We start from the raw sequence: 22,754 nt of genomic DNA on the forward strand, positions 1-22,754 counted from the left end.
ATTGTCGATGATGTGCTGGTGTTTGATTATGAAATAGATAAATAAAAAAGTCGCTGTTTTTAGGCTTCAATTTTGCTACATTTTGGTATGAATATGGATTTAAACTTTAAGCCCGAACTTTTTGACAAGAAGATCGATCCTCAAACCGGAAATATTCTCTTTTTTCGGCGGGATATGCGGGGCATACCTGACCAGGTGATTGAAGGTGATGGTTTTACAGTTGAATTTAAAGATAATCAGGTTTATCTGATCGATATCTTTAATGCAAAAAAAGTGATGGGGAATCTTTTAAGAACGATCCCAACAGAAAACCTCGTTTGATAACTCCCTTAATTGGTACTGGTAGGAATAACCTGCATGTACATTGATCTCCACATGCACACGACCGCATCTGACGGTGCATGGACGCGGTCTGAACTCCTCAATTTGCTCGCCGAATACAATATCACGACTTTTGCGGTTACCGACCACGATACGACCCAGAATAGCCAACCTATGATTTCCGAAGCCGAAGCGCGTGGTATGCACTGTATCTCCGGCGTTGAAATCTCGACCCTGTACGATCGCGAATATCACATTACCTGCTATGGCATTGACTTTGAGCACTCGGGTCTTCAATCTCTTCTCTCATACAACCGCGAGGAGCGCGCCGCCCTCAATCGAGAGACGGTTTGCCTGCTGGCTGAACAAGACGCGCGCATCAATTTTGAACAGTACGAATCCTATACCTATGACCCGATACGCGGCGGCTGGAAGTCGTTGAATTTCCTTATTGACCAGGGTATCATCAATGGTACTCCCGGGTACTTCGCGATTACTCAGCACCTGAATATGCGCGTTGAATGCCCTCCGCCTGAGATCGTTATCCAGACGGTCAAAGACGCTGGTGGCTTCCCCTTTCTCGCGCATCCCAATGTGTATCAGGGCGGCGAACGGATGTCCAGAGATCAACTCATGCAATGGCGCGACTTTGGCATCGCGGGTATCGAGTGCTACTCGCCTTCGGTAAATGATCTTTCTGATACCAGGTACTATGTTGATTTTTGCAAGAAAAATAATCTGCTTATTTCCGGTGGTTCAGATTATCACGGTCCCTTTCTCACCCGTCCCTTAGGTGATCCGCTTATTACGCGCGATATGCTCGATCTGGGTGGGCTCATATAAATCAATATGGACAAACTTTTGTTGTATGCCGTATATTCATTTCAGAATGAGGAGGCTGTGAATGCCCGAAACACAACTGAGACAAAAACTTCTCTTTCTCTATCTGGGCAATTCCAGTTTGGAGAGTGAAGTTGTTGGTTGGTCACTTTACGATGGGACAACTGATGAGATGTTTGAGGCTGCAGGTGAAGATGCCGAGCCGCCTTATAATTCTGTGCTGGATGCGATGCGCGATGGCTGGCGCGTTATTCAGGTGCCTTTTATCAAAGCACCGCAAGTTGGGCGCGAATACGAAAACGATTATCTCGATTTTGAATTTGTCCTGGAAAAAATGGAGGCGATACATGGATAAGAATCTTTTGCTCACGTCTGTGGAAATGGCGCAGTTCGCAAGCACGGGTTTTTTGCGTTTTGACAATCTGGTGCCGCGGGAACTCTGCGAAGCCGCATACGAAGAGATGAGTGCGGGCAAGATTAGACGCCGCGCTCCGATGGGCGCGTCTTTTAACGAGGTTTGGCCCGATGAAGCTATTGGCAAGGTTTTTCGCCTGCCCAAAGTGGCGGCGATTATTCACAGTCTGGTGGGTCCCAATCCGCGATACGATCATCACGCGGCGCACCTTACGCCGGCAAATACGCGCAAGGGTGCCAATTTGCATCAGGATGCCGAATACGATATTCGCGATTTGCATTTCGACATTCAAATTTCCTTTTTTCCAGAAGATACACCGCTGGAAAGCGGGGGTACGCTTTTTGTGCCGGGCACGCAATTTCGCCGGGTTCACGAAGCCGAGATCAAACGCTATCAAAATATCATAGGACAGGTGCAGGCGGTTTGCGAGGCGGGGACGATGTTTTTCTGGCATACCAATATATGGCATTCGGCGAGGAGCAATTTTACCGATAGAGATCGGTATATGTTTAAGCTCCGCCTCAATCCCACGGTTCGCCAACAGCGCCTGTGGAATACCGACGATCTCGATAGTCCCGAGGTTAAACAGAAACTCAATCAGAAGATTCCCTGGCATGGGCAACGCCATCGCATTGAACTTATGAATCGCATTAAGTTCTGGCGTTTTCTCACTGGCGATCCCACTTTTGATCTCTCTCTCTGGTGGGGGCGCGTTGAAAATACGCCGGATCTTATTGTTCCGGGAGGTTGATGATGCACTTATCTATGCACAATTGGATGCGCTCGGAGTCTCTCGAAGTTACGCTTGAGAGGTTGGCAAAATTTGGGTACGAGAGTATTGAGCTTAGCGGTGAACCCGAGCGGTATGATACGTCAGAAGTGCGTGCTTTGCTCAATGAGTACAATATCCGCTGCTGGGGGGCGGTGACGTTGATGATGGGTGACCGCAATATGCTGGCCAAAGATGCGGGAATTCGGGCACAATCCGTGCAGTACGTCAAGGACTGTGTTACGATGGTTAAGGAACTTGATGGGTACGAGCTGACTGTGGTGCCGGCTACTGTGGGAAAAATCGAACCGGATGCCACGCCTGATGAGGAATGGCAATGGGCTGTGGCGGGCATGCAGGAGGTTTACGATCATTCCGAAAGTGAGGGGGTTCGCCTGGCGATTGAACCCATCAATCGGTTTGAGACGTATTTTATTACCCGGGGTGCTCAGGCTCTTGCTCTGGCAGAGGCGACGGGTGCGAATTGCGGGGTGTGTTTAGATGCTTTTCATATCAATATCGAAGAGGCGGATCCGTATCAAGCTATCCGAGATGCCGGCGACCGGCTGGTGGATTTTCACGTGGCGGATAACAATCGCATGGCGTGTGGGCTGGGGAACTGGGATTGGGCAAAATTGGTCGCGACGCTCAAAGAGGTAGGTTATGATGACGCGCTGACTGTGGAATTTGTCGCGCCGATTGATCGGACGCCTGCGAATGAATATCCCAATGCGGTTGAGACCAATCCCGTTGATATTACACCCGAGGAACTCAAATTTATTCAGGATCACGGGAGTAGTCTGTTGAGTGAGGAATTTTACACTTTTCTGGTGGAGAAAACCGCTGAGACGTTGTTGCCGCTGATTGGATAGGGGCAAATTTTATTTTAAGGACAAGCTATGGCTCAAAGAATTCTTATTACAGATAAATTACAGGGTCCCGAGTTTGCATCTGAGGAGCGGACAAAGGCGATTGACAGGTTGCGCGAATACGCCGAGGTGGAATTTTACGATGAGACCGAATTTGGTGCTGAACACGCCGAGGGTGTGGTGGGTGTTTTGGCGGATTCGGTTGTGTTCTCGCCCGAGTTTTACGCGATGGCGCGCGATTTGCGCATTGTTGCGCGGTGGGGTGTGGGGTTTGAAAAGGTGGATGTGCCGCGCGCGACCGATTGCGGTGTTCTTGTTACGGTTGCTCCCGTGCATATGGTTACGGTTGCCGAGTTTGCGATCGCGCAGTGGATGGCCGCGCTGAAGCGCGTTTATACGTTGAATCGAAATAGCCATGCGGGGAATTTTGAGATTATCAGGACTTATGACGCGGAAGGTTCTACGCTGGGTATTTGGGGGCTGGGGCGGATCGGTCAGGCGATGGCGGAGCGCGCGCGTCCGCTTCTGGGCGCTTCTGGGCGCTTGCTGGTCTATGATATCCGTCCGGATATTGATGAGGTCGCCGCGCAGTACGATGCCGAGGTGGTAGATGATCCCCGCGTCCTTTTCGAGGAATGCGATGCGATTTCTCTGCATCTTTCGGGCGATGATACGGTTGTGACCTACGATTTGCTTTGTGCGATGAAACCCCATGCTTCAGTGATCAATCCCTCGCGTGGCAATCTGGTGGATGACGAGGCGGTGAACCGGGCGATTAAAGAGGAGCGGCTCTATTATTATCTCGTCGATGATCCGGTTAATCAGACGCGTGCGATTCACAAAGACCACCCCCGCATTATCTGTACCAATCACAACGCGGGCATTACTGTGGAATCCGCTATTCGGCTTGATGAGTGTTGTGTGGAGCAAATTATTGACGCGCTTGAAGGTCGCACGCCCAGAGATGTGCTCAATACCGATGTGCTCGATCACCCGAGGGTTCAGGGGTTTTTGAAATGAGAAGTTAAATGGTGAGTTCCTTGCTGAGCCGGGAGGTGGGCAAGTGCAAACGGAAGAGGAAGACCAATGAATGACGATATGCAAATCGACATGACCCCGCTGGATTACGGGCGCTCGTTCCTGATCGGGAAAGGAGACGCCAATGAGGCGCGCTTCTGGATCGAGTCACGCACCCGCATCATTGACGACAGGCGGGGGATCTGTGAGGATTTCTACCAGACAGCCTCATGCAAGAGCGAGAATACCTTTCACGAGCAGGATCTGTTTATACAGGACAACTACGATTTCCTGCCGATATTTAGCGCCGGATTTGGTCTCATTTTCAGGCGCCATGCCTATCTCAGCGATCGCTATCGGGAAACGCGCCCGTACACGGAGATGTTCGGCGGTTACGACCTGCATCTCGTCGAAGGCGCAACGATTCGCGAGTTGCCGACGAACGCGGCGATTCGCGAGGAGACGTATCGCTTTGCGCCGCTGGTTTCGCAGACCGGGATCCGCAACGACGATACCGGCCTTCGGGCACTGATTGAATGTCCAGTTAAGACGATGAATACCCGCCGTGACGACGACCGCTATCAGGTCGATACGGGTCCGATCGCGTTCCCGGACCTTTCGGTGCGTCCCGAGCGGCTCATCGATTGCCTGATGCTGGCCTTTGTGGCTTTTAATGTCCCTCATTTCGCCGATTTCGTGATCGAAGTGCCCACCACGGTCGATCCCGACCACCCCGATTTGCAGATCTACCATTTCTCGAAGATTGTCAGCCTGCCGGCACGCAACCGGCTGTTTGCGGTCGAATAGATCGACTCCGATGCCCACTTGGCTGCTGCTTTCTCGGATTTGGACCATCTCTCATACATAATCTATTCCCTATCGATGATGCGCTTGCCTGCCAAACCATCCAGGACTTCGAGGCAACGCGGTCTTCTTTTGTTTTGGTCTCTCAACGCGCTCAAATACGTTTCCCATTCTTTTTCCCTGTTGAGACGCTTTAACGTGTCTCGCACCTCGCGGAGATAGGTACCGGCTTCTCGATAACCGGAAACTTCAACGCGGCTGATTTCAGATTCGGCCATTTCTTTCCAGATCTCTATGGTGCGGTCTGGATATTTTTCTTTGACCATCTCGGCAATTTGGAGTGAAGAAGCGGGCATATGGCCCCATCGGTAATCTGTGCGGGATGTTTCCAGATCGTACCATTTCAGAACTGCTTCTATTTGTTTTTCAGCAATGGCGATTTCGATCAATGTGTGGGTTACTGGACCCTCTGAAGGGCGAATGTCTTCATGAAATCCGGTTGACGGTAAAGGCCATTTGTCATCCGGTTCCCCTTTTCGCTTTCTGCCCTTTGTTCGCGGTAAGTGTCCTGTTTCCAGAAAATAGCGCGCCCATGCTTCGACCGCTGGTCCCACTTTGGCCTTTTGTGCAGATTTGCACAATTCCTGAAAGGTGAGCAGAGAGGGTCGCCTGAAAAAGTTATCAGCACGAAAGGCAGCAGCACCCAATAGGTCTCCGGTTTTTTCCCGGATGATGCGTAGCCTCTCTTTGAGAGCCGAGAGGGTGCCAGGGTGATTGGGGTCTGTGTTTGCAATTGCCCTGTGACACCAGTTTTCGGCGTCTTCAAAGCGGTTTTCAGCGATTAGTCTATCGATCAGACGCTCATAGTCGCCGGTTATTTCGGCCTCTTGCTCACATAGAGGGAGAATTTCGGCCTCGCGTCCAGCACATTCGAGGGCCGAGATAAGCCAGTTGCTCAATTGGTCTCGCCGATAAGTGGATATATCACCTTCAGCATCCTTGGACATAGGTATGTTATTCAGGCGTTTCTGCAATTCGTCGGCGAGCTCGCTCCAGTCGGATTTTGTATCTCGATCACTCCAAAAAGATTCCAATGCATCAGTACAAAGGTCGTAATCATCTGCCAGTTCTATATCCACTACCCATGTCAATTGTTCGGATGAAGGTAGAGAGGATAAGGCCAGTGCCTGAATTACTGTTTCGATGCTGGGTTTGACTTTGTCAATCATTTCTCCTTCGCGATCATAGGTTTCAATGGCAAAAGTGACGGTACCTATCAACTCTTTGCCCAGATAAACGACCTCGTCTGCTTGACCTTCTTGAAGAAGTGCCTGGAGATATGCGTGCAGACGGTCGAAATTTGCGGTCTGATATTCTCTATAATTATAATCGTCCCAATCGGGTTCTCGTATGTCTGCTATTTCATTTCTGATCGCTTTGTGCAGCGTGTCGGCATTGCCACTGCGAACGTTTCGACGATCCTCTATAAATTCTCGTACATCGGGAAAGACGTCGGTGAGTTCGTCAAGTAGTTCTACAAGTTGCGCTTTGATCTGTTTTTCGAGGTAAGTTAAAAGGGGTTCGGTGTTCTGCTGTTGTTCGGCCTTTGGTTGTTCCTCTACATCTGCCGACATGCCCAATTCGGGATCCCAATATTCTTCTCCGGTTGTCTCGGTTTCTCGCAGCCTGTCCGGGCGGGGGTCTGTTTGCGGGATTTCTGGTACTGCAACATCGTTCTTCAAACACATCAGATATTCCAATACCACGGCGACCGCGTGTTTGCAAGTTGTCCAGTAGGGACAGGTACACTCAGAGGTCAAGTCCCCATCCTGGATTGCTACTTGTGTGACATAGCGCGTGCTGCCCAGAACATAGGCGATGAGTGTGCCTTCGGGTGTGATTCCCAAATCAGAGACGCTATTGTTGCGCTGGTAGGTGCGCCCCCTGCTGACGATTGTAGTTCCCGCCCAGTGTTCAAGGTCTTCCCAGGTGAGGTCGGCATAAGCGTCTTTTTCCATAGGCCAATGTCCTTGTTTGGGAATAAAATACCTGAATTTTGTGAATATAAGTCGCTTATTTGGAAGGAACAACAGATTCAGCAGGTCACATCTATGTTACCGAAAGATGCTATCCATATTGGTAAAATGCAGTACGCTGGCCTGGGACAGTTCGGGTGTGAGATTGCCTGCGTAGATGATGTGGCCTTTCTGCGCGGATGACGCGATTTTCTGGAATTGTGCGATGCCTTTTGCAAATTCTGGATTAAAGGTCATAGCCGATTTGATTTCAATGGGGATTAACTGCCTGTTTTGCCTGAATAACAGATCTACTTCGTTGCCTTTGTTGTCGCGGTAAAAGTAGAGTTCAGGCTCTTTTCCCGCGTTGAGTCTGGCTTTCAGGGCTTCGATGACGACCATGTTTTCAAAGAGATTGCCGATTAGTGGATCCCGGGTAGCGAGTGCGGGCGATTCAATGCCGAGCAAGTAGGAAGCGAGTCCGACATCGGTAAAGTAGATTTTTGGCGATTTGATGATGCGTTTACCAAAGTTTTCAAAATAGGGATTCAACCTGAAAATGGTGTGCGATGCTTCGAGTACGGAGAGCCATTCTTTTAGCGTGGTACTCGACACACCCACGTCGTTAGATAGAGAACTCAGATTCAAAATCTGACCGACGCGTCCGGCCAGCAGGCGCATGAAGTTCTCAAAATCTATCAGGCGTCTGAGGTTGATCATTTGTCTGATGTCGCGCTCGATATAGGTTTGACAGTAATTTCGGTACAGGCGAGTTGGATTGATTTTTTCGTTGTAAAGCCGGGGCATAAAGCCTTGGTAGATAAATTCGTCGCGCGTGTGTGTGATACCGGTTGCTTTGAGTTCTGATATCGACAGGGGCAGCAGGCGCAAGAGGGCGGTGCGTCCGGCCAGGGATTGGGCAACGGCTTCTTGAAGGCGCAACTGATGACTGCCCGTGAGTATATATTGCCCGCGTTGAGGGCTGCTGTCAGCGAGGACTTGGATGGTTGAGAGCAGTTCGGGTACGCGCTGAATTTCGTCGATGATAACGGGTGGGGGAAATTGTGAGAAGAAGGCGTGGGGATCGCTTGTCGCAAGCATGCGTATATCGGGTGCTTCCAGGTTCGCATAAGCGTGGTTGGGAAATTGCATGCGTGCCAATGTGGTTTTTCCCGCCTGCCGTGGACCGATGATTGTCACTACGGGAAATTCGTTTGCCGTCGCGGCCAATTCTCTGGCGATTTGTCGCAATATCACGGTGCTGATCCTTGTTCGCGTTGATGTAACTCAAGGGTAAAATAAGCAAATCGGTACATATTTCAAGTTAAACTTGAGATTTGTACCGATTACAGGTTTATATCTGACGTTACGCAGAGGCACACTATAATGCCCCTGTCATTCTGAGCCGTAACGCAGTGGAGGCGAAGAATCTCATACCAACACAGGTGGAAGGGATGCTTCGGCTCCGTTCCACTCCGCTCAGCATGACAAAATGCCTGACATGCCTAACATCAGTTTATATCTGTAATATCACTTATGACGATGCGATGCGCCGCCGCTCCGCTTCTACGGCTTCAAACCACGTTTCCAGTTCGCGTTTCATGCGGTGTACGCGGTCTGGCTGTTGTTGGGCGAGGTTGATGTTTTCGTGCGGGTCGTTGTCGATGTTGTAGAGTTCCGGGTCGCCGGATGGTGATAGTATCCGCTCCACGGGTGGGTTTTCCACGTTCATGAGAAAATGCGGGACTTCGAGATTTTTCTGGAATGGTGGATTGTCCGATTTCATTTTTTGCATGGCTTCTTCAATGCGGGGCCAGTAGAGCTTCCATTCCCCATCCCGCATCGCGGCATTGCATGTGCCGATGGGGTCGTAGCGGTTGAATTGCCAGTATCGTTTGGTCGGGAGTTTTTGGGGTTCACCCTGTAATGCGGGGATGACATCCATCCCGTCAGTGGACGTCTGCATATCGATTCCGCAGGCGTTTAACAAGGTGGGCATCCAGTCTGTAAAGTGCAGCATTCCGTCATATGTCTCGCCTTGCGGCAAGCCCGCGGGCCAGCGAATGAGGCCCGGTACGCGGATTCCGCCTTCGAGTACATCGTATTTCATGCCCCGAAATGGTCCGTTGTAGCGGGTTTGGTCGTTTTCTCTTTTGCCGAGGTGGACCGGTCCGTTGTCGCTGGTGTACAGTACGATGGTGTCTTCCGCCAGGCCGTGTTGTTCGAGTGTGTCCAGGATTTGTCCGATTCCGGTGTCCATCCGCCGGATCATTCCGTAGGTGAGGCACACAGCGCGGGTGAATTTTTCCATTTCTTCAAAGGGGCGGATGTCTTCTTCTGGCGCTTCGAGTGGTCCGTGCGGCGCATTGTAGGCTATGTAGAGAAAGAACGGCTCTGTTTTGTGCCGTTTGATAAATTCAATGGCGTCCTGTGTGAATACGTCGGTGAGATACCGGCCGTCTGACCATTTCGGCTGTCCGTTGTATTCGATGATCCAGTTCCAGTAATTCATCCCTCCGTTCAAGAATCCCGCGAATTCATCGAAGCCCCGGTTGTTCGGATGATACCGCATGTCGTGTAGTCCATTGTGCCATTTTCCCACCATTCCCGTTGCATAGCCGTTTGCTTTGAATAAGTCCGCGATTGTGGATTCGCCGGGTGCGATTCGGTCCAGTCCGCGGTTTGATTCTACACTCAATGCGCCTACGCGGTGATTGTAGCGTCCGGTTAAAAAGGATGCCCGAGCTGGCGCACAGATTGGAGATGCGGTGTAGTGCTGATTCAGGCAGAGTCCTTCCTGGCCGATGCGGTCGATGTGGGGCGTGTCCAGGTCCGGGTTTCCGTAGATGCCCAGGTCGCCATAGCCCTGGTCGTCGGTTAGAAATACGATTATGTTTGGTTGTTTGCCGGTCATTTTTGTTCCTCAGGGCAAGATATCTACGGTCAGCCGATCTGGCTGATCCGGGTTGCAAGCCCAGAGTCTGTCTGGATCGTACACACGGGGGGCTTGAGGCGGCTGCGTCGGCAATGTCCAGTCGGGTTTGTATTGTTTGATCAGGGCCAGGACATTTTGATGGGCGATTCGATCTTTTAAGTCGTCGTCGCAGTCGGCTTCTTCTATTACGCGCTGGAGAAAGCGATAGTCGTAATACGGCAGATCTGCGCCGAATATGAGTCGCTCGCGTCCGACTTTATCGGCGAACCATTTGAAGTCCCATGTGGATCCCCGTCCATCGGGGTATTGTACGACTTCGAACCAGATGTTGTCGTGCTGTGATAGGTTTTCCGCAGCCCAGGTGCTGGCGTGTACGATAAATTGTGCGTTTGGAAATGTTCGGGCGGTGCGGTCCATCAAGCTGTCGTGCCAGTGCAGGTTGCACAGTCCGTTTCGCGCGGCTGCGACTTCTACCATGGGGAGGATTTCTTCTTTCATCGGGGGATGTCCGGCGATTCCGACGAGGCCCAGGTCGTCCATGGCTTTTTCGGCTTCTTCGATGCCGAGTTCGCCGAATCGCGGCTCAATGAGTGCCATGCCTATGGGAAATACGTGGGGAAATTTTTTGCACGCGCGAGCAATGGCTTCGTTTTGTTCCCGGATGTCCTGTATCCCGCGGGTGATTGGGCTGCCTACGGCTGTTGGCATTGATATGGCGGCGTAAATGTCGGTTTCGGCAAAGCGGGATAAACACATTTGGGCGTTTTGTCCGACGGTGGGTGCGCGGTTAATGGTTCGTCCAATGTGGTTGTGACAACAGATGTACGGGCGCATAGTGGGTCCTTTTGTGATTGTAGGGGATTAAATTTTTTGCGTTAAGAAGGCGATAACACGTAATATATGACATCGGATTTGATCGTCAATCAAGAGATGAGGACATTATAGATGCGCGATTATCCATCTCCCCAATATCCCGCACGGTGTAAGCGTACTCACAGGATATGTGAACTTCAGTCGGGTGCGTTTGCGGTTGTGGCCGGGCGGCTTGTGACGCGAGATTCGCTTTCCGATGAGACGGGGACGGTGTGTCTGTGTTTTGATACTGCATATGAGGCAAAGACTGGGGATATTGTGGAGGTTGAAGGTCGTTTCAAAGACAATGGTTTTTCTGTTACGGGGCTACGGGTGCTGGTGCCGTCGCGTGATGGCGCGGTGCCTTTAAGCCAGAGCGTGCAGACGAATTTGCGCAAGCGCGCCAAAATTATCGCGGGGATTCGCCGCTTTTTTGATGAGAAGGGTTTTGTTGAGGTTGAGACCCCTCTGATGGTGCCGCAACCGGGTATGGAACCGCATCTCGAGGCGTTTCAGACGATGTATGAGATGCATCAGTTTTATCTGCATACGTCGCCTGAGTATGCGATGAAACGCCTGCTCGCGGCTGGGTTTGAACGGATATACCAGGTTTGCAAGGTGTTTCGGCACGAGCCTGTTGGGAGGATGCATACGCCGGAGTTTACGATGCTGGAGTGGTATCGCGCGTACGCGGATTATACCGATATTATGGTGGATACCGAATATTTGATTGCCGAACTCGCAACGGATTTATATGGAGAGCCTGTTGTGCGGACGGATCAGTGCGCGGTTGATCTGACGCCGCCGTGGGAACGTATTTCTGTGCGAGAGGCGATGTTGCGCTATGCGGGTATTACTGCTGATCCCTATTCGGAGACGGCTGCGTTTATCAGGCAGGCGGGACTTTCGACAGTTGATAAAGACGATCCGCCGGATGTTGCGTTTTTCAAGGTTTTTCTCGATCGGGTTGAGCCACATCTGGGTGTGCAGAAGCCCGCGATTTTGTACGATTATCCCGCGCCGATGGCGGCGCTTGCCAAACGCAAGTCCAATGCGCCAGATCTGGCTGAGCGTTTTGAGGTTTATATTGCGGGGGTGGAGTTGTGCAATGCGTTTACAGAGTTGAATGATCCGGATGAGCAACGCCAGCGGTTGGAAGAGGAGGCCGCCCAGCGCGTGCGTGAGGGGAATCCGGCTTATCCGATTGACGAGCGTTTTCTCGCGGCGCTCGAATACGGGATGCCGCCTTCTGGCGGTATTGCGCTCGGGGTGGATCGTCTCATTATGTTGCTTACAGGGGCGTCTTCTATAAGCGAGGTTATGGCTTTTCCCATGTCTGATCAATAAAAAAACAGGGTGGAAGATTTTTGTCTTCCACCCTGGATCAGGCTCTGATTTCCCTTCCCCCGTCAAGCCTGAATAGATGTATTCTTGTTCAAGTTTCAGGTTTAATCATCCCACTGCAAGGATCCCGCGCTTTGATAATCCGTGACGCGCGTTTCAAAGAAGTTCTTTTCTTTGGCGATGTCGATGGTTTCACCCATCCACGGGAATGGATTTTTCGATCCATATACGCTTTGTAGGCCGATTCGTTCCAATCGGCGGTCGGCAATGAATTGCACGTATTCGCGGAATAAGTCTTCATTGAGGCCCAGTACGCCGTCGGGCACACAATCCCGTGCATAGATGACTTCATATTCCACGGCTTCGTGGATGAGGTCGTAGATGTCGCGCTGCAGTTCCGTTGTCCAGATTTCTGGATTTTCGAGTTTTATGGTGTTGATCAGGTCGATGCCAAAATTCAGATGTATGGTTTCGTCGCGCAGGATGTACTGGAATTGTTCGCCAATGCCGGTCATGCGGTTTTGCCGATGGAAGGAGAGGATCATTACAAAGCCGCTGTAAAAGAAGATGCCTTCCATGATGACGTAAAAGCCGATGAGATTTTTCACGAATTTCTGTATGCCTTCAATGCTTTGTGTTGTAAAATTGGGGTCCAGTACATCTTCGGTTAGTTCCATAACGAATTTGTCTTTGCCTTCGATGGAGGCGACTTCGTGATACATGTTGAATACTTCGCGCGCGTTCAGGCCCAGGGATTCGACGATGTAGTGGAATGTATGGGTGTGTATGGCTTCTTCAAATGCCTGGCGCAAGAGGTATTGCCGCGCTTCGGAGTTTGTGATGTGTTTGAAGATGGCGAGTACGATGTTGTTGCCGACGAGGCTTTCGCCCGTGCTGAAGAATCCGAGGTTTCGCAAGATGACTTTTCGCTCGGCGTCGTTCAGTGCATTTGAACGCCAGAGTTCTATGTCGCGCTGCATGGGCACTTCTGTCGGCATCCAGTGATTGGCACATCCGTTGAGATAGTGCTCCCATGCCCATTCGTATTTGAGAGGCATCAACTGGTTCACATCTACCTGCCGGCAGTTGAGCAATCGCTTGTCTTCCGGGTTGATGCGCTTGGTCAGGTCATACGCCTCGCCAGTGGCACCACAACACAGCGCGGATGGCACGTCAGTGTTATCCGCTTCAACGGGTGCATGAATACCGTTTTGCTGTGCGTGACCACCGTTTTGGTAGTCCATATTTGCATGACTTTCAACATCTTCGTCTTCAAATATGAGCTTAGCCATATCACAACTCCTTTATTGTTCAGCGGGGAGATGCATACGATGATAATTTCAAAAATGTATATGTATTACTTTAGGGGTAACACATGCGATACTTTTGTGGGTAGCATTCTGCAAGATAGATATGTCATACAAATCAAGGACAAGCATGACGAGGGGGACTCGTTCACTATGTCCATGGCTGTGTCGATACCTGTGTATCAGGTGGGGGAAGTCGTAGGGAGAGGGGATGGTCTTAAAGCGCTACCCCCTATTGCTTTAAGTTATTGCTGCACTTTTATTTACGCCACAATACTTTGTAACTAAAAAAAAACGAGCACAAAATGTTGTGGTAAAGACGTGCCTATTATAGTATAAAAACACCCACATTGTCAACCCAAATACACAAAAAATGCAACAAAAAAACAATCTATAATCAAAAAGGTACTCTGATCTACCCTGAATATAATTGATGTTATGCAAGAACCACCGCGGCGAATAAATGGCATGTGGTACATATCTTTTACATGACCACCCATTCATCGCTCAAAATATACAGAGATTGTTCTGCGCCAAGCAGGCGATCCTCAAATTCACGTTGTGAACAAGGGTAAAATACAGCATATTGAATGCAGAATAAGGGTATTTGAGGCTGTCCATTATCATTTGTCGCGCGATGCTGTGATATTGGCATGATGTTTGCTGGGGTTCTGACTGTTGTGTATTACAATTCAAGGAGGGTCTCATGGATCAGATCCGCGAATCATCCATTATCCAATACTTTAAGCAAGAAGGCAGAGAGGAAGGTTTTGAGCAGGGCAGAGAGGAAGGCATTGAGCAAGGCAGAGAGGAAGGCATTGAACAAGGTATCCAGGAAAGTATCCAGGAAGTTCTGGAGATTCGATTTGGTCTCCGCGAGACAAATCCCCTATTTGCTCGCATCGCGGCTATTGACAACGTGCAGTACCTCAAGCAGTTACGCCGTGCGGCGATACAGGTGTCCAATCTTGATGAATTTGAGCACATGTTAGATGTAACGGCGTGACGGGTGTCCCACAAAGTATTAATAAAAAAGGGAGTGCAGATTTACTTTGCACTCCCTTAGTTATTGATGTCTATGCATTTATCCTACTGACACGCCTCGCAGGTCCCGTCTGTAATATCGCATGACTCGGCTGTTGGTGCTGGGGTAGCAGGGGCCTGTTGGTGTACCTGCCCGTTGAGAGATGCGTCTGTTTCTGCAGGTGCGTCTTCGCGTTGTACTTGCACATCGCTCGAAGCGGATTTGGATTGCATCCACCGGGGTTGGACGCCGCGTTTGTTGATGTCCATGGTGGATTTTTCGATCTGGGTCGCTGCCAGCGAGCGCAAGTAGTACGTGGTTTTCAGCCCGCGCACCCAGGCGAGTTTGTACATGTCGTCCAGTGCTTTGCCGCTGGGGGCTGCGATGTACAGATTTAGCGATTGGCCCATGTCGATCCACTTTTGCCGGCGGCTGGCGCATTCGATGAGCCATTCGGGTGCCACTTCAAATGCGGTTTTGTAGAGGTCTTTCACATCTTGCGGCACGCGGTCGATTTCCTGGACTGAGCCGTCGTAGTATTTCAGATCATCTACCATCTGGTCGTCCCACAGGTCGCGCGCTTTTAAGGCATCGACCATGTAGGGATTTAATACGGTAAAGTCACCGGACAGATTTGCTTTTACATACAGGTTGCGATACATCGGCTCGATGGATTGCGTCACGCCCGAGATGTTCGAGATGGTGGCGGTTGGGGCAATGGCCATCACGTTGCTGTTTCGCATGCCGTGTTTGGCGACTGCCTCGCGCACCACATTCCAGTCCAGGCGCGCGGATGTATCGACTTCGAGGTACGCCCCGCGTTCCTGTCCCAACACCGCCAGAGTATCGATGGGCAATATACCGCGATCCCATTTTGAACCGATGTAGGAATGGTATGTGCCGCGTTCTTCGGATAGGCGCGTTGAGGCGAGGATCGCGTAATACGAGATCATTTCCATGCTGATGTCGGCAAAGTCAACTGCGCCTTGCGAAGCGTAGGGCAAATTCAACAGGTAGAGCGCGTCCTGAAATCCCATCACGCCCAGGCCCACGGGGCGGTGGCGTTTGTTGGATGTGGCGGCTTCTTCTGTGGGATAGAAATTGATGTCTATCACGTTGTCCAGCATCCTGAGTGCTGTCGATACCGTGTCTTCCAGCAACTCGCGGTTGAGGCCCGTGGGTGTGATGTGCGCCACGAGATTTACAGAGCCGAGGTTGCATACCGCGGTTTCTTCGCGGCTCGTATTCAACAGTATTTCAGTACACAAGTTTGAGCTGTGAACGACGCCCGCGTGATCCTGCGGGGAGCGGATGTTGGACGGGTCCTTAAATGTGATCCACGGATGCCCGGTTTCAAAGAGCATGGACAACATTTTTCGCCACAATTGCACGGCGTCGATCTGGCGAGATTGTTGCAGTTCACCGGCTTCGGCCTTTTGTTCATAGGCGAGGTATTTCTCTTCAAAGGCTTTGCCGTACAGATCGTGCAGGTCGGGGACTTCATCCGGGCTGAACAGGGTCCAGGATCCCTTTTCCATGACGCGTTTCATAAACAGGTCGGGGATCCAGTTGGCCGTGTTCATATCGTGTGTGCGGCGGCGGTCATCGCCCGTGTTTTTGCGCAACTCCATAAAATCTTCGATGTCCAGATGCCAGGTTTCCAGATAGGAGCATACCGCCCCTTTGCGTTTTCCGCCCTGGTTGACGGCAACTGCCGTGTCGTTCACGACTTTCAAAAATGGAATGACGCCCTGGCTTTTGCCATTTGTGCCGCGGATATAGGAATTTGTGGCGCGCACATTTGTCCAGTCATTGCCCAGACCGCCCGCCCATTTGGATAATTTGGCATTGTCGGATACCATTTTGAATATGTGTTCCAGATCATCTTGCGCGGTTGATAGATAACACGAGGACAACTGCGGATGCAGGGTGCCGGCGTTGAACAGGGTGGGTGTGGCAGAGACAAATCGGAAGGAAGAGAGTACTTCGTAAAATTGAATGGCGCGCGCCTCTTTGTCTTCTTCGTCCCAGGACAGGCCCATTGCCACGCGCATCCAGAAGAACTGCGGGGTTTCAATGCGGCGCTCGTTGACGTGGAGCAAATAGCGATCAAAAATGGTTTGTACGCCCAGGTATTCAAAGTCTTCATCGCGCTCGGGTTTTAATGCCGCGGATAGACGCTCCAGGTCAAATACGCGCAATTTGGGATCTAAACGGTCGTTTTTAATGCCCGTTTCAATAAATTTTGCAAATCCCTGCCGACAGGCTGTGTCCCTGTCTTCTATCGCGGGTTTGAATCCCAGGGCGTGGCGATAGATCACGTTGAGGAGCAACCGCATTGCGACTTTGCTATAGGCGGGTTCTTTTTCCACGCGGCTGCGCGCTGCCAATATCATGGCGCGTTCGATATCGTCGGGTTTGATGTCGTCGTAGAGGGAGCGATATATCTCGTCGAGCAGGGCCTGGGGATCTACCTCGTCATCGCAAACGGCAAATACTTCGGTGCGAATGCGGTTGGCGTCGAGGGGTTCGCGCTTGCCGTCGGCTGTTTGTACGCGCAGTTTGGGCGCGTTGGGGTCCTGGGGTTCTTCTTTGCCGCTGAGTACGCGGGCTTTTTTGTGGTCTTCTCGATAGACGATGTAGCGTCGCGCGACCGCAAAGTGGCCTGCACGCATTAATTGGATTTCGACTTTGTCTTGAATGCGTTCGACATCTACGCTGTCATCCGGCTCGTGCAGTTCCCCTTCAATTTCAGAAATAACAGCGTCGGTGAGTTCCGACACGTCGGTTCCAATTTTGGGCGGCAATGAATGATCGTTGGACAAGCCCAACTCGGCTCTAAATGCCGCCTCAATCGCGCGTTCAATGCGCGCGCGGTCAAAATCCACGACCCGACCATCGCGTTTGCGAACCGCAAAATCAACCGCTTCCAGTAAAGTGTCAACTATTTCGGCCATGCATGCCTCCCAAATGCGAAACTACTCCCGCGCGTTTCGGCAGAAAAAATAAACCCGTAACCGCTGCACAAAGGTCACAACGGGGAGGGTTGAAAAGATGAGTCTGGGGATGTGTTTTAAGACAACAAATCGGGAAAACATAAGGTTGGAAATCCCAATCGCAGAGGAGGGGAGAGACCGCGAATAATGGATTTGTTTTCCCGAAAATAGTAATAACTTACGCAGTTGTAATGATTTGTTTGAGTTTGTAAAAAACAGGTTAAGGGGGAGAGTGGATAAATTTTCACTAACAACCGCAAGCACAATATATGGTGGTCTATGAAAAAAGTCAATACCAAATGTGCGTAAATTGTAGTTTTAGCAGTATTGTGTTGTACGTGCGTCCAATTGTTTGTATATGCGAGATTTAGAGCAAAAAAGCGGGGACTGGAGGAAACGAATTTCGCATGCACGACAGGGAAACAATAGATTTTTTTCGCGTATTGTTTTTTCTAAAAAAAAACCCTTTGACGCGGTGGGTAAAATGCCGAATATTCTGGACGTATTAAGAATTGAAAATTAAAAATTGAGAAAAGGAGGAAAAATGGACGCTCATTTGCTCGCTTCACTTACACAGACCAAAAAGGCCAGAACACTGCGGGCATCATCTTGGGATAACAGTGGACGCAATGGCGATGCATGGGTTATTGAGGGCGGTGAGACGCGCGTGTTGGCCGATCTCAAGGGACCGGGTTGTATTACGCATATCTGGATGACGCAAAGCGGGGAGGGTGCTTTTCGCAATGTGGTTTTGAAGATGTTTTGGGATGGTGAAGACGATCCGAGTGTCGAGGTGCCGTTGGGTGATTTCTTTTGTTTGGGGCACGGTATTTCCGCGTCTTTTCAGTCGTTGCCCTTTTCCGCGTCTGCGAATGCCCAGCGCGAGAATCAGTTTGTGCCCAATGCCGCGCTGAATTGCTATTTGCTTATGCCGTTTAATCTTTCTGCGCGCGTTGAGGTGACGAATGAGGGCGATGAGTCCTATCGGCAATATTTTTATGTGGATTACGAGTTGTACGACGATCCCTGGGGAGAAGATACGGCGTATTTTCACGCGCAATTTCACAGAGAAAATCCCTGCGATGGCTGGGGGCACGAAATTCGCGTGAATACGCCAGAGGCGAATATTGTCAATGTTGAGCGGCAGGCGTGGGATGGTAATTACGCGATTCTGGAGGCGACAGGGGTCGGACATTATATCGGGTGCAATTTGTCGGTGACGAATTTTCAGGGGACGTGGTGGGGCGAGGGCGATGATATGATCTGGGTGGATGGGTACAAGTGGCCGCCGGAGTTGCACGGTACAGGCAGCGAGGATTATCTCAATCAGGCGTGGGGGATGCAGGATAATGCGTTTTTGATGAATGGGTCGTCGATTTACGAGCGGAATACGGGTGGGTATCAGACGTCTTATGTGTTTCATTTGACCAATCCGGTGCGGTTTGAAAAGGAGATTAAGGTGACGATTGAGCACGGGCACGGCAATCATCTGGCGAATGAGATGGCGTCTGTGGCTTATTGGTATCAAAAAGAGCCGCATCGCAAATTTGGGATTCTGAATGTGGCACAGCGGCAACCCGTAGAGAAGTCGCGCGAGGGTGAGTGGGTTCAAGATAGCGCGAATCAGACGCCGCAGCGCGAGGTGGATTGAATGCGGAAATGAGAGAGAAGAAGCAACAGTGGGCGATGAAGAGAACGGATCGGGTCGTTGCTGTTTAGTTCCTTTGCTTCTGATCCGGGCTATTGATGCGTGCGAGTAATTCTGGCAGTTCCTCAATTTCAGCAATTGATAACCCTCGCCATCCAATTATGTCTGGTCTTGCGTCATCATATACATCTTCTAAAGTGACTCGCTTTAGCACGGGTAAGAAACCTATTTCTTTCGCACCTGTCATTTCCCGGCTGCTACCATCGCCCACATAAATACAGACATTTGACGGAAGTCCCAACTGTTCATGTGCCCGTTTATAGATTTCAATAGCGGGCTTTTGTATTTTTTCTGTGCAAGAAAAAAGCGGTAAATCGATATGCTCTGATAAAGGAGTAGTGTGCCAGAGTAGAGGGACATCTGGACCGCAGTTTGTTATCAGTCCAATTTTATAACCATCATTTTTCAGGTTTTGAAGCGTAAGCAGGACTTCATCTTTTGGTTTGAGTGTTCTCATTGTGAAGTCGTATCGATATTGCGCGGCAGTGTTAATTTTGCAATCGTCTGGGGATAGACCAATTTGAGCGCAACATACAGCGATAGTCTCTTCTATAGACCTGAATTTTCCAATGCATCGGTTAGAAAAAGAAGAGCCGAACGCGTGTCTAAACGCTTTATATGGCACCGACAACGTTTCGGCCATCAATGCATGTACTTTGTCGTGCTCTTTTTTGCTAAAATTATCAACCAGCGTTCCAAACAAGTCGAAAATTATTGCTTGAAATTTCATCACTACCCCATTGGTCGTGCGCTGGGTCGCACAGATTAAAGACTCAGGCGTTCTCGGAATTTTTGTGTCTGACGTCGGGAAATTTCTATTTCATAGCCCCCTTTCAATAGCACTTTCAGGCTGCCTTGAAAATAGGGCTCAATTTTTTCGATATACTGTAAATTGACAATTTGTTGGCGATTGACGCGAAAAAATATGCGTTTGTCCAAGCGCTCTTCAAGGTGGTTGAGGGTGCGCGGAATAAGGGGTTTGAATTTTTGAAAATAGACCCGCGTGTAATTGCCAGAGACTTCGAATAATTGAATGTCTGAGAGTGTGATAAACCAGCACTGGTCTCCGTCTTTTACAAAGACGCGACTCGAATCTGTCAATGCTGGTGCAACAGCTTCATCGGGAGAAAGGGTTTGGGCTTGTAGTTTTTCAATCGCGCTTGCAAGGCGTTCAGGTTGAATGGGTTTTAGCAAGTAGTCGAGCGCGTTTACTTCAAAAGCCCGAATGGCATATTCGTCATAGGCGGTTGTAAAGATCACTTGTGGTACCTGGTCAAGGGTTTCGAGCAATTCAAAACCGTCTTGCCCAGGCATCTGAATATCGAGGAAGATCACATCGACAGATAATCTTTTGAGTTGCTGCCGTGCAGTATCAGCATTTGCGGCTTCACCTGCGACAGTGATGGCCTCAAAAGCTTTGAGTAAGTGTTTTAATTCCTGACGGGCAAGTCGGGAATCATCGACAATCAATGCATTCATATTTGTTGTCCAGTGAGCGGTACCTGAAACTTTGCACAAACCTGATTTTGAGAAGTATTTTCAACTGTCAATTGCGCGGTGTTACCGAATAAAAGGCGCAGACGTTCTCTGGTATTTTGCAGGCCAATGCCGTCAGGTGTTGCGTTGTTTTTCATTTGGCCGGTGTTTACAATGCAGACCACCATAGCAGTTTGCTGAAGGGTTGTCCGAATTGAGATTTCGCCACCATCTGGATGCTGTGCAATGCCGTGCCGGATGGCATTTTCGACCAGAGTTTGTATGGCCATCGGGGGAATTTCGACTTGTCGTGTTTCTGGCGCAATGTCAAATCGATAGCGCAACCTGTCTTCCAACTGGGTGGCTTCGAGTTGGAGATAGTTTTTCACAATTGCCAATTCCTCTTTCAATAGCACACTTCTGGTGTTGCTGACCTGTAGCGCGTATCGAAATAGTTCAGACAGTTTTGAGATCATGTCCCGTGCTCGTGCGGGGTTTTCAATGACCAGTGCACGGATATTGTTGAGGCTGTTAAAAAGAAAATGGGGATTTATCTGGGCTTTTAGTGCCATCAATTCGGCTTCTTGAACCGCTGTTTGTAATTCCCATTTTTCGCGTTCTCCGCGTTTGGTTATGTCAAACAGGTGGAACACGACATATAACAGTGACCATATCCAGAGGATAAAGTTCGTGTTGAGTATTTGGATGCCATACAATTTCCAACGGAATTGTTCAATCGTAAGCGTGTCGTCTATATAAAGATAACCAAAGATCTGAATGCTCTGGCTGATAATCGCAATGACAAGATCGGCTATCAATACTCTGATAAAGAGTTTCCATAAAGGCAGTGTGACCCAATGCCGCTTTTTGAATATGGTTCTGAGCAGGTGTGTCCACAACAAAAGCTGGACACTTCCAAAGACAGTGATCCCCAATGCTTGTGCGGTAATGGTCTGAAAAGCAGATAGGAAAACTGTGTTGAGCAGGCCGTATATTCCCCATCCCAAAATCTGACAGGTCCAATACGCTTTGCTGTGGTTTTTGATCTCAGACATATTGTGCTTACCTGGGAACAGGGGGCGTAGTTGTCTTGCGAGAGAGGAACGAATCAATGGTCGCAAAGTAACCCTCTGGGTCGTCCCACATAATAAAGTGTTTGCCCGTGTCCGTCATCCATATTTCGCAATTCTCCACATGAACGTACTGTTTTTGATACGCGGCCAGTGAGCTTTCTCGCGTTGCGCCCTGAGATTGACCCGAGACCCAGGCTCCCAATACCAGAACAGGTGTTTGTATTTTTTTTATTTCGGTTCGCAAGTCGGTTAAAAATATTTCGTACATTGCTTGTGCAACGGTGTTTGGGTCCGAAGATAGACTCCATACGACAGCCGTGTCTATTTTTGCGGGATCTGTGATCATCATTTTGAGCATAGATGGCGTTGCTTTTTCTCTTTGTTCAGGTGTTTGAGAAAGTATCCAGGCGTGTGTTTGTTCTGCGGGCGCGCGCATAAATTCAACTGTTGCTGCCGGGTTTTGTAATGCGGGTAAAAAGGGCACGGCATCGACAATAATAAGTGCTCCTACGCTTTCGGGTATGCTTGCAGCAACCCACAAAGATAGAAAACCACCCAAACTGTGTCCTGCAAGGATTGGTTTTTTCAGGTTGTTTTCCTGGATGTATGCAATAAGGGCGTCTCTCATGGTTTGCAGATAGTGGTCTGTTTGCACGGGGGGTTGTCCGGCAAATCCCGCGAGTGTAAAGACATGGCATTCAAAGCTGTTCTGGTATCGGTTGACTGTTTCGCGCCAAACGTCTCCAGAGCTACTTAGACCGGGAATTAACATCATCGGATGTCCGGATCCCGTTATTTGTACTTTGAAAGGCTGCGGATTATCTGTCTGTGTAGATGCGGGAATCGGTGTTAAAAGCGCGATGAAGATTGCACTGATTTGCAATATGACGTGTTTCCATTTTGACATGACATCCTCCTTTTGATGGTTAATACTTCTCTGTTGTGATCAATCAAAAGGTAGGCTTCCATCGCGTTTTAAGAAGCAAAAG

General features: G+C 49.8%; 19 protein-coding genes and 1 pseudogene. 10 read left to right on the forward strand and 10 right to left on the reverse strand.

The genetic code is table 11. The features are described 5' to 3' along the window. Window positions 1-87 precede the first annotated feature (87 nt). From F4Y39_01615 to F4Y39_01645, 7 genes are all read left to right on the forward strand, one after another. Window positions 88-321: a hypothetical protein gene (locus F4Y39_01615; GenBank protein MYC12404.1), complete on the forward strand. Its 234-nt coding sequence runs from the start codon at window positions 88-90 to the stop codon at window positions 319-321. Between the two features lie 36 nt (window positions 322-357). Then, on the forward strand, window positions 358-1,164 hold the full coding sequence (locus F4Y39_01620; protein MYC12405.1) for a PHP domain-containing protein: 807 nt from the start codon (window positions 358-360) through the stop codon (window positions 1,162-1,164). 76 nt (window positions 1,165-1,240) lie between these two features. Then, the gene (locus tag F4Y39_01625; protein ID MYC12406.1) at window positions 1,241-1,516 is read left to right on the forward strand and encodes a hypothetical protein; all 276 of its coding nucleotides are present in this window, start codon (window positions 1,241-1,243) and stop codon (window positions 1,514-1,516) included. After that, entirely contained in the window at window positions 1,386-2,327 is a 942-nt protein-coding gene (locus F4Y39_01630) for a phytanoyl-CoA dioxygenase (GenBank protein MYC12407.1), read from the forward strand. Before F4Y39_01625 ends, F4Y39_01630 begins: the two co-directional genes overlap by 131 nt. A gap of 2 nt (window positions 2,328-2,329) precedes the next feature. Then, window positions 2,330-3,217 carry a sugar phosphate isomerase/epimerase gene (locus F4Y39_01635; protein ID MYC12408.1) on the forward strand — a complete coding sequence of 296 codons (888 nt, stop codon included), beginning with the start codon at window positions 2,330-2,332 and terminating at the stop codon, window positions 3,215-3,217. A gap of 27 nt (window positions 3,218-3,244) precedes the next feature. Then, entirely contained in the window at window positions 3,245-4,234 is a 990-nt protein-coding gene (locus F4Y39_01640; protein MYC12409.1) for a hypothetical protein, read from the forward strand. Between the two features lie 66 nt (window positions 4,235-4,300). Continuing rightward, window positions 4,301-5,038: a hypothetical protein gene (locus F4Y39_01645; protein MYC12410.1), complete on the forward strand. Its 738-nt coding sequence runs from the start codon at window positions 4,301-4,303 to the stop codon at window positions 5,036-5,038. 62 nt (window positions 5,039-5,100) lie between these two features. Here the strand turns inward: F4Y39_01645 and F4Y39_01650 are convergent, their stop codons facing one another. From F4Y39_01650 to F4Y39_01665, 4 genes and pseudogenes are all read right to left on the reverse strand, one after another. Beyond that, the gene (locus tag F4Y39_01650; protein ID MYC12411.1) at window positions 5,101-7,053 is read right to left on the reverse strand and encodes an SWIM zinc finger domain-containing protein; all 1,953 of its coding nucleotides are present in this window, start codon (window positions 7,051-7,053) and stop codon (window positions 5,101-5,103) included. Window positions 7,054-7,149: 96 nt separating this feature from the next. Continuing rightward, window positions 7,150-8,259, reverse strand: a pseudogene (locus tag F4Y39_01655) (ATP-binding protein). A 325-nt stretch (window positions 8,260-8,584) separates the two neighbouring features. Beyond that, window positions 8,585-9,964, reverse strand: coding sequence for a sulfatase-like hydrolase/transferase (locus F4Y39_01660; protein MYC12412.1), 1,380 nt, complete (start codon window positions 9,962-9,964; stop codon window positions 8,585-8,587). A gap of 9 nt (window positions 9,965-9,973) precedes the next feature. Then, a complete protein-coding gene (locus F4Y39_01665; GenBank protein MYC12413.1) occupies window positions 9,974-10,819 on the reverse strand; it encodes an amidohydrolase family protein in 846 nt (281 codons plus the stop codon). Window positions 10,820-10,930: 111 nt separating this feature from the next. Here F4Y39_01665 and genX point away from each other — a divergent pair, with 111 nt between their 5' ends. Then, complete coding sequence (gene genX / locus F4Y39_01670; GenBank protein MYC12414.1) at window positions 10,931-12,184, forward strand: EF-P lysine aminoacylase GenX; 1,254 nt, start codon at window positions 10,931-10,933, stop codon at window positions 12,182-12,184. Between the two features lie 101 nt (window positions 12,185-12,285). On the opposite strand, the gene F4Y39_01675 is transcribed toward genX, so the two are convergent. Beyond that, on the reverse strand, window positions 12,286-13,425 hold the full coding sequence (locus F4Y39_01675; protein ID MYC12415.1) for a ribonucleotide-diphosphate reductase subunit beta: 1,140 nt from the start codon (window positions 13,423-13,425) through the stop codon (window positions 12,286-12,288). A gap of 769 nt (window positions 13,426-14,194) precedes the next feature. Between F4Y39_01675 and F4Y39_01680 the strand changes: the two genes are divergently transcribed. Next, on the forward strand, window positions 14,195-14,494 hold the full coding sequence (locus F4Y39_01680; GenBank protein ID MYC12416.1) for a hypothetical protein: 300 nt from the start codon (window positions 14,195-14,197) through the stop codon (window positions 14,492-14,494). An 83-nt stretch (window positions 14,495-14,577) separates the two neighbouring features. On the opposite strand, the gene F4Y39_01685 is transcribed toward F4Y39_01680, so the two are convergent. After that, the gene (locus F4Y39_01685) at window positions 14,578-17,469 is read right to left on the reverse strand and encodes a ribonucleoside-diphosphate reductase subunit alpha (GenBank protein MYC12417.1); all 2,892 of its coding nucleotides are present in this window, start codon (window positions 17,467-17,469) and stop codon (window positions 14,578-14,580) included. 583 nt (window positions 17,470-18,052) lie between these two features. Between F4Y39_01685 and F4Y39_01690 the strand changes: the two genes are divergently transcribed. Further along, window positions 18,053-19,159: a DUF2961 domain-containing protein gene (locus tag F4Y39_01690; GenBank protein ID MYC12418.1), complete on the forward strand. Its 1,107-nt coding sequence runs from the start codon at window positions 18,053-18,055 to the stop codon at window positions 19,157-19,159. A 64-nt stretch (window positions 19,160-19,223) separates the two neighbouring features. Here F4Y39_01690 and F4Y39_01695 read toward each other — a convergent pair whose 3' ends face one another. Genes F4Y39_01695 through F4Y39_01710 form a run of 4 tightly spaced genes read right to left on the reverse strand, consistent with a single transcriptional unit; the run spans window position 19,224 to window position 22,672 of the window. Next, window positions 19,224-19,946 carry an HAD family hydrolase gene (locus tag F4Y39_01695; protein ID MYC12419.1) on the reverse strand — a complete coding sequence of 241 codons (723 nt, stop codon included), beginning with the start codon at window positions 19,944-19,946 and terminating at the stop codon, window positions 19,224-19,226. A 35-nt stretch (window positions 19,947-19,981) separates the two neighbouring features. Beyond that, the gene (locus F4Y39_01700) at window positions 19,982-20,695 is read right to left on the reverse strand and encodes a response regulator transcription factor (protein ID MYC12420.1); all 714 of its coding nucleotides are present in this window, start codon (window positions 20,693-20,695) and stop codon (window positions 19,982-19,984) included. After that, window positions 20,692-21,747 carry a hypothetical protein gene (locus tag F4Y39_01705; protein ID MYC12421.1) on the reverse strand — a complete coding sequence of 352 codons (1,056 nt, stop codon included), beginning with the start codon at window positions 21,745-21,747 and terminating at the stop codon, window positions 20,692-20,694. Before F4Y39_01705 ends, F4Y39_01700 begins: the two co-directional genes overlap by 4 nt. Before the next feature lie 7 nt (window positions 21,748-21,754). Then, window positions 21,755-22,672, reverse strand: a complete 918-nt coding sequence (locus F4Y39_01710; protein ID MYC12422.1) for an alpha/beta hydrolase — start codon at window positions 22,670-22,672, stop codon at window positions 21,755-21,757. Window positions 22,673-22,754: the final 82 nt, after the last annotated feature.

The sequence above is a fragment of the Gemmatimonadota bacterium genome (assembly GCA_009838845.1).
Classification (GTDB): Bacteria; Latescibacterota; UBA2968; order UBA2968; family UBA2968; genus VXRD01.

Bases quoted from the DNA above. Each gene is read 5' to 3' on its own strand.
- F4Y39_01710 (MYC12422.1), bottom strand. From the start codon at position 22,672: ATGTCAAAATGGAAACACGTCATATTGCAAATCAGTGCAATCTTCATC.
- F4Y39_01650 (MYC12411.1), bottom strand. From the start codon at position 7,053: ATGGAAAAAGACGCTTATGCCGACCTCACCTGGGAAGACCTTGAACAC.
- F4Y39_01680 (MYC12416.1), top strand. From the start codon at position 14,195: ATGGATCAGATCCGCGAATCATCCATTATCCAATACTTTAAGCAAGAA.
- F4Y39_01695 (MYC12419.1), bottom strand. From the start codon at position 19,946: ATGAAATTTCAAGCAATAATTTTCGACTTGTTTGGAACGCTGGTTGAT.
- F4Y39_01640 (MYC12409.1), top strand. From the start codon at position 3,245: ATGGCTCAAAGAATTCTTATTACAGATAAATTACAGGGTCCCGAGTTT.
- F4Y39_01620 (MYC12405.1), top strand. From the start codon at position 358: ATGTACATTGATCTCCACATGCACACGACCGCATCTGACGGTGCATGG.
- F4Y39_01675 (MYC12415.1), bottom strand. From the start codon at position 13,425: ATGGACTACCAAAACGGTGGTCACGCACAGCAAAACGGTATTCATGCA.
- F4Y39_01615 (MYC12404.1), top strand. From the start codon at position 88: ATGAATATGGATTTAAACTTTAAGCCCGAACTTTTTGACAAGAAGATC.
- F4Y39_01665 (MYC12413.1), bottom strand. From the start codon at position 10,819: ATGCGCCCGTACATCTGTTGTCACAACCACATTGGACGAACCATTAAC.
- F4Y39_01705 (MYC12421.1), bottom strand. From the start codon at position 21,747: ATGTCTGAGATCAAAAACCACAGCAAAGCGTATTGGACCTGTCAGATT.
- genX (MYC12414.1), top strand. From the start codon at position 10,931: ATGCGCGATTATCCATCTCCCCAATATCCCGCACGGTGTAAGCGTACT.
- F4Y39_01660 (MYC12412.1), bottom strand. From the start codon at position 9,964: ATGACCGGCAAACAACCAAACATAATCGTATTTCTAACCGACGACCAG.
- F4Y39_01700 (MYC12420.1), bottom strand. From the start codon at position 20,695: ATGAATGCATTGATTGTCGATGATTCCCGACTTGCCCGTCAGGAATTA.
- F4Y39_01630 (MYC12407.1), top strand. From the start codon at position 1,386: ATGCGATGCGCGATGGCTGGCGCGTTATTCAGGTGCCTTTTATCAAAG.
- F4Y39_01635 (MYC12408.1), top strand. From the start codon at position 2,330: ATGCACTTATCTATGCACAATTGGATGCGCTCGGAGTCTCTCGAAGTT.
- F4Y39_01685 (MYC12417.1), bottom strand. From the start codon at position 17,469: ATGGCCGAAATAGTTGACACTTTACTGGAAGCGGTTGATTTTGCGGTT.
- F4Y39_01690 (MYC12418.1), top strand. From the start codon at position 18,053: ATGGACGCTCATTTGCTCGCTTCACTTACACAGACCAAAAAGGCCAGA.
- F4Y39_01645 (MYC12410.1), top strand. From the start codon at position 4,301: ATGAATGACGATATGCAAATCGACATGACCCCGCTGGATTACGGGCGC.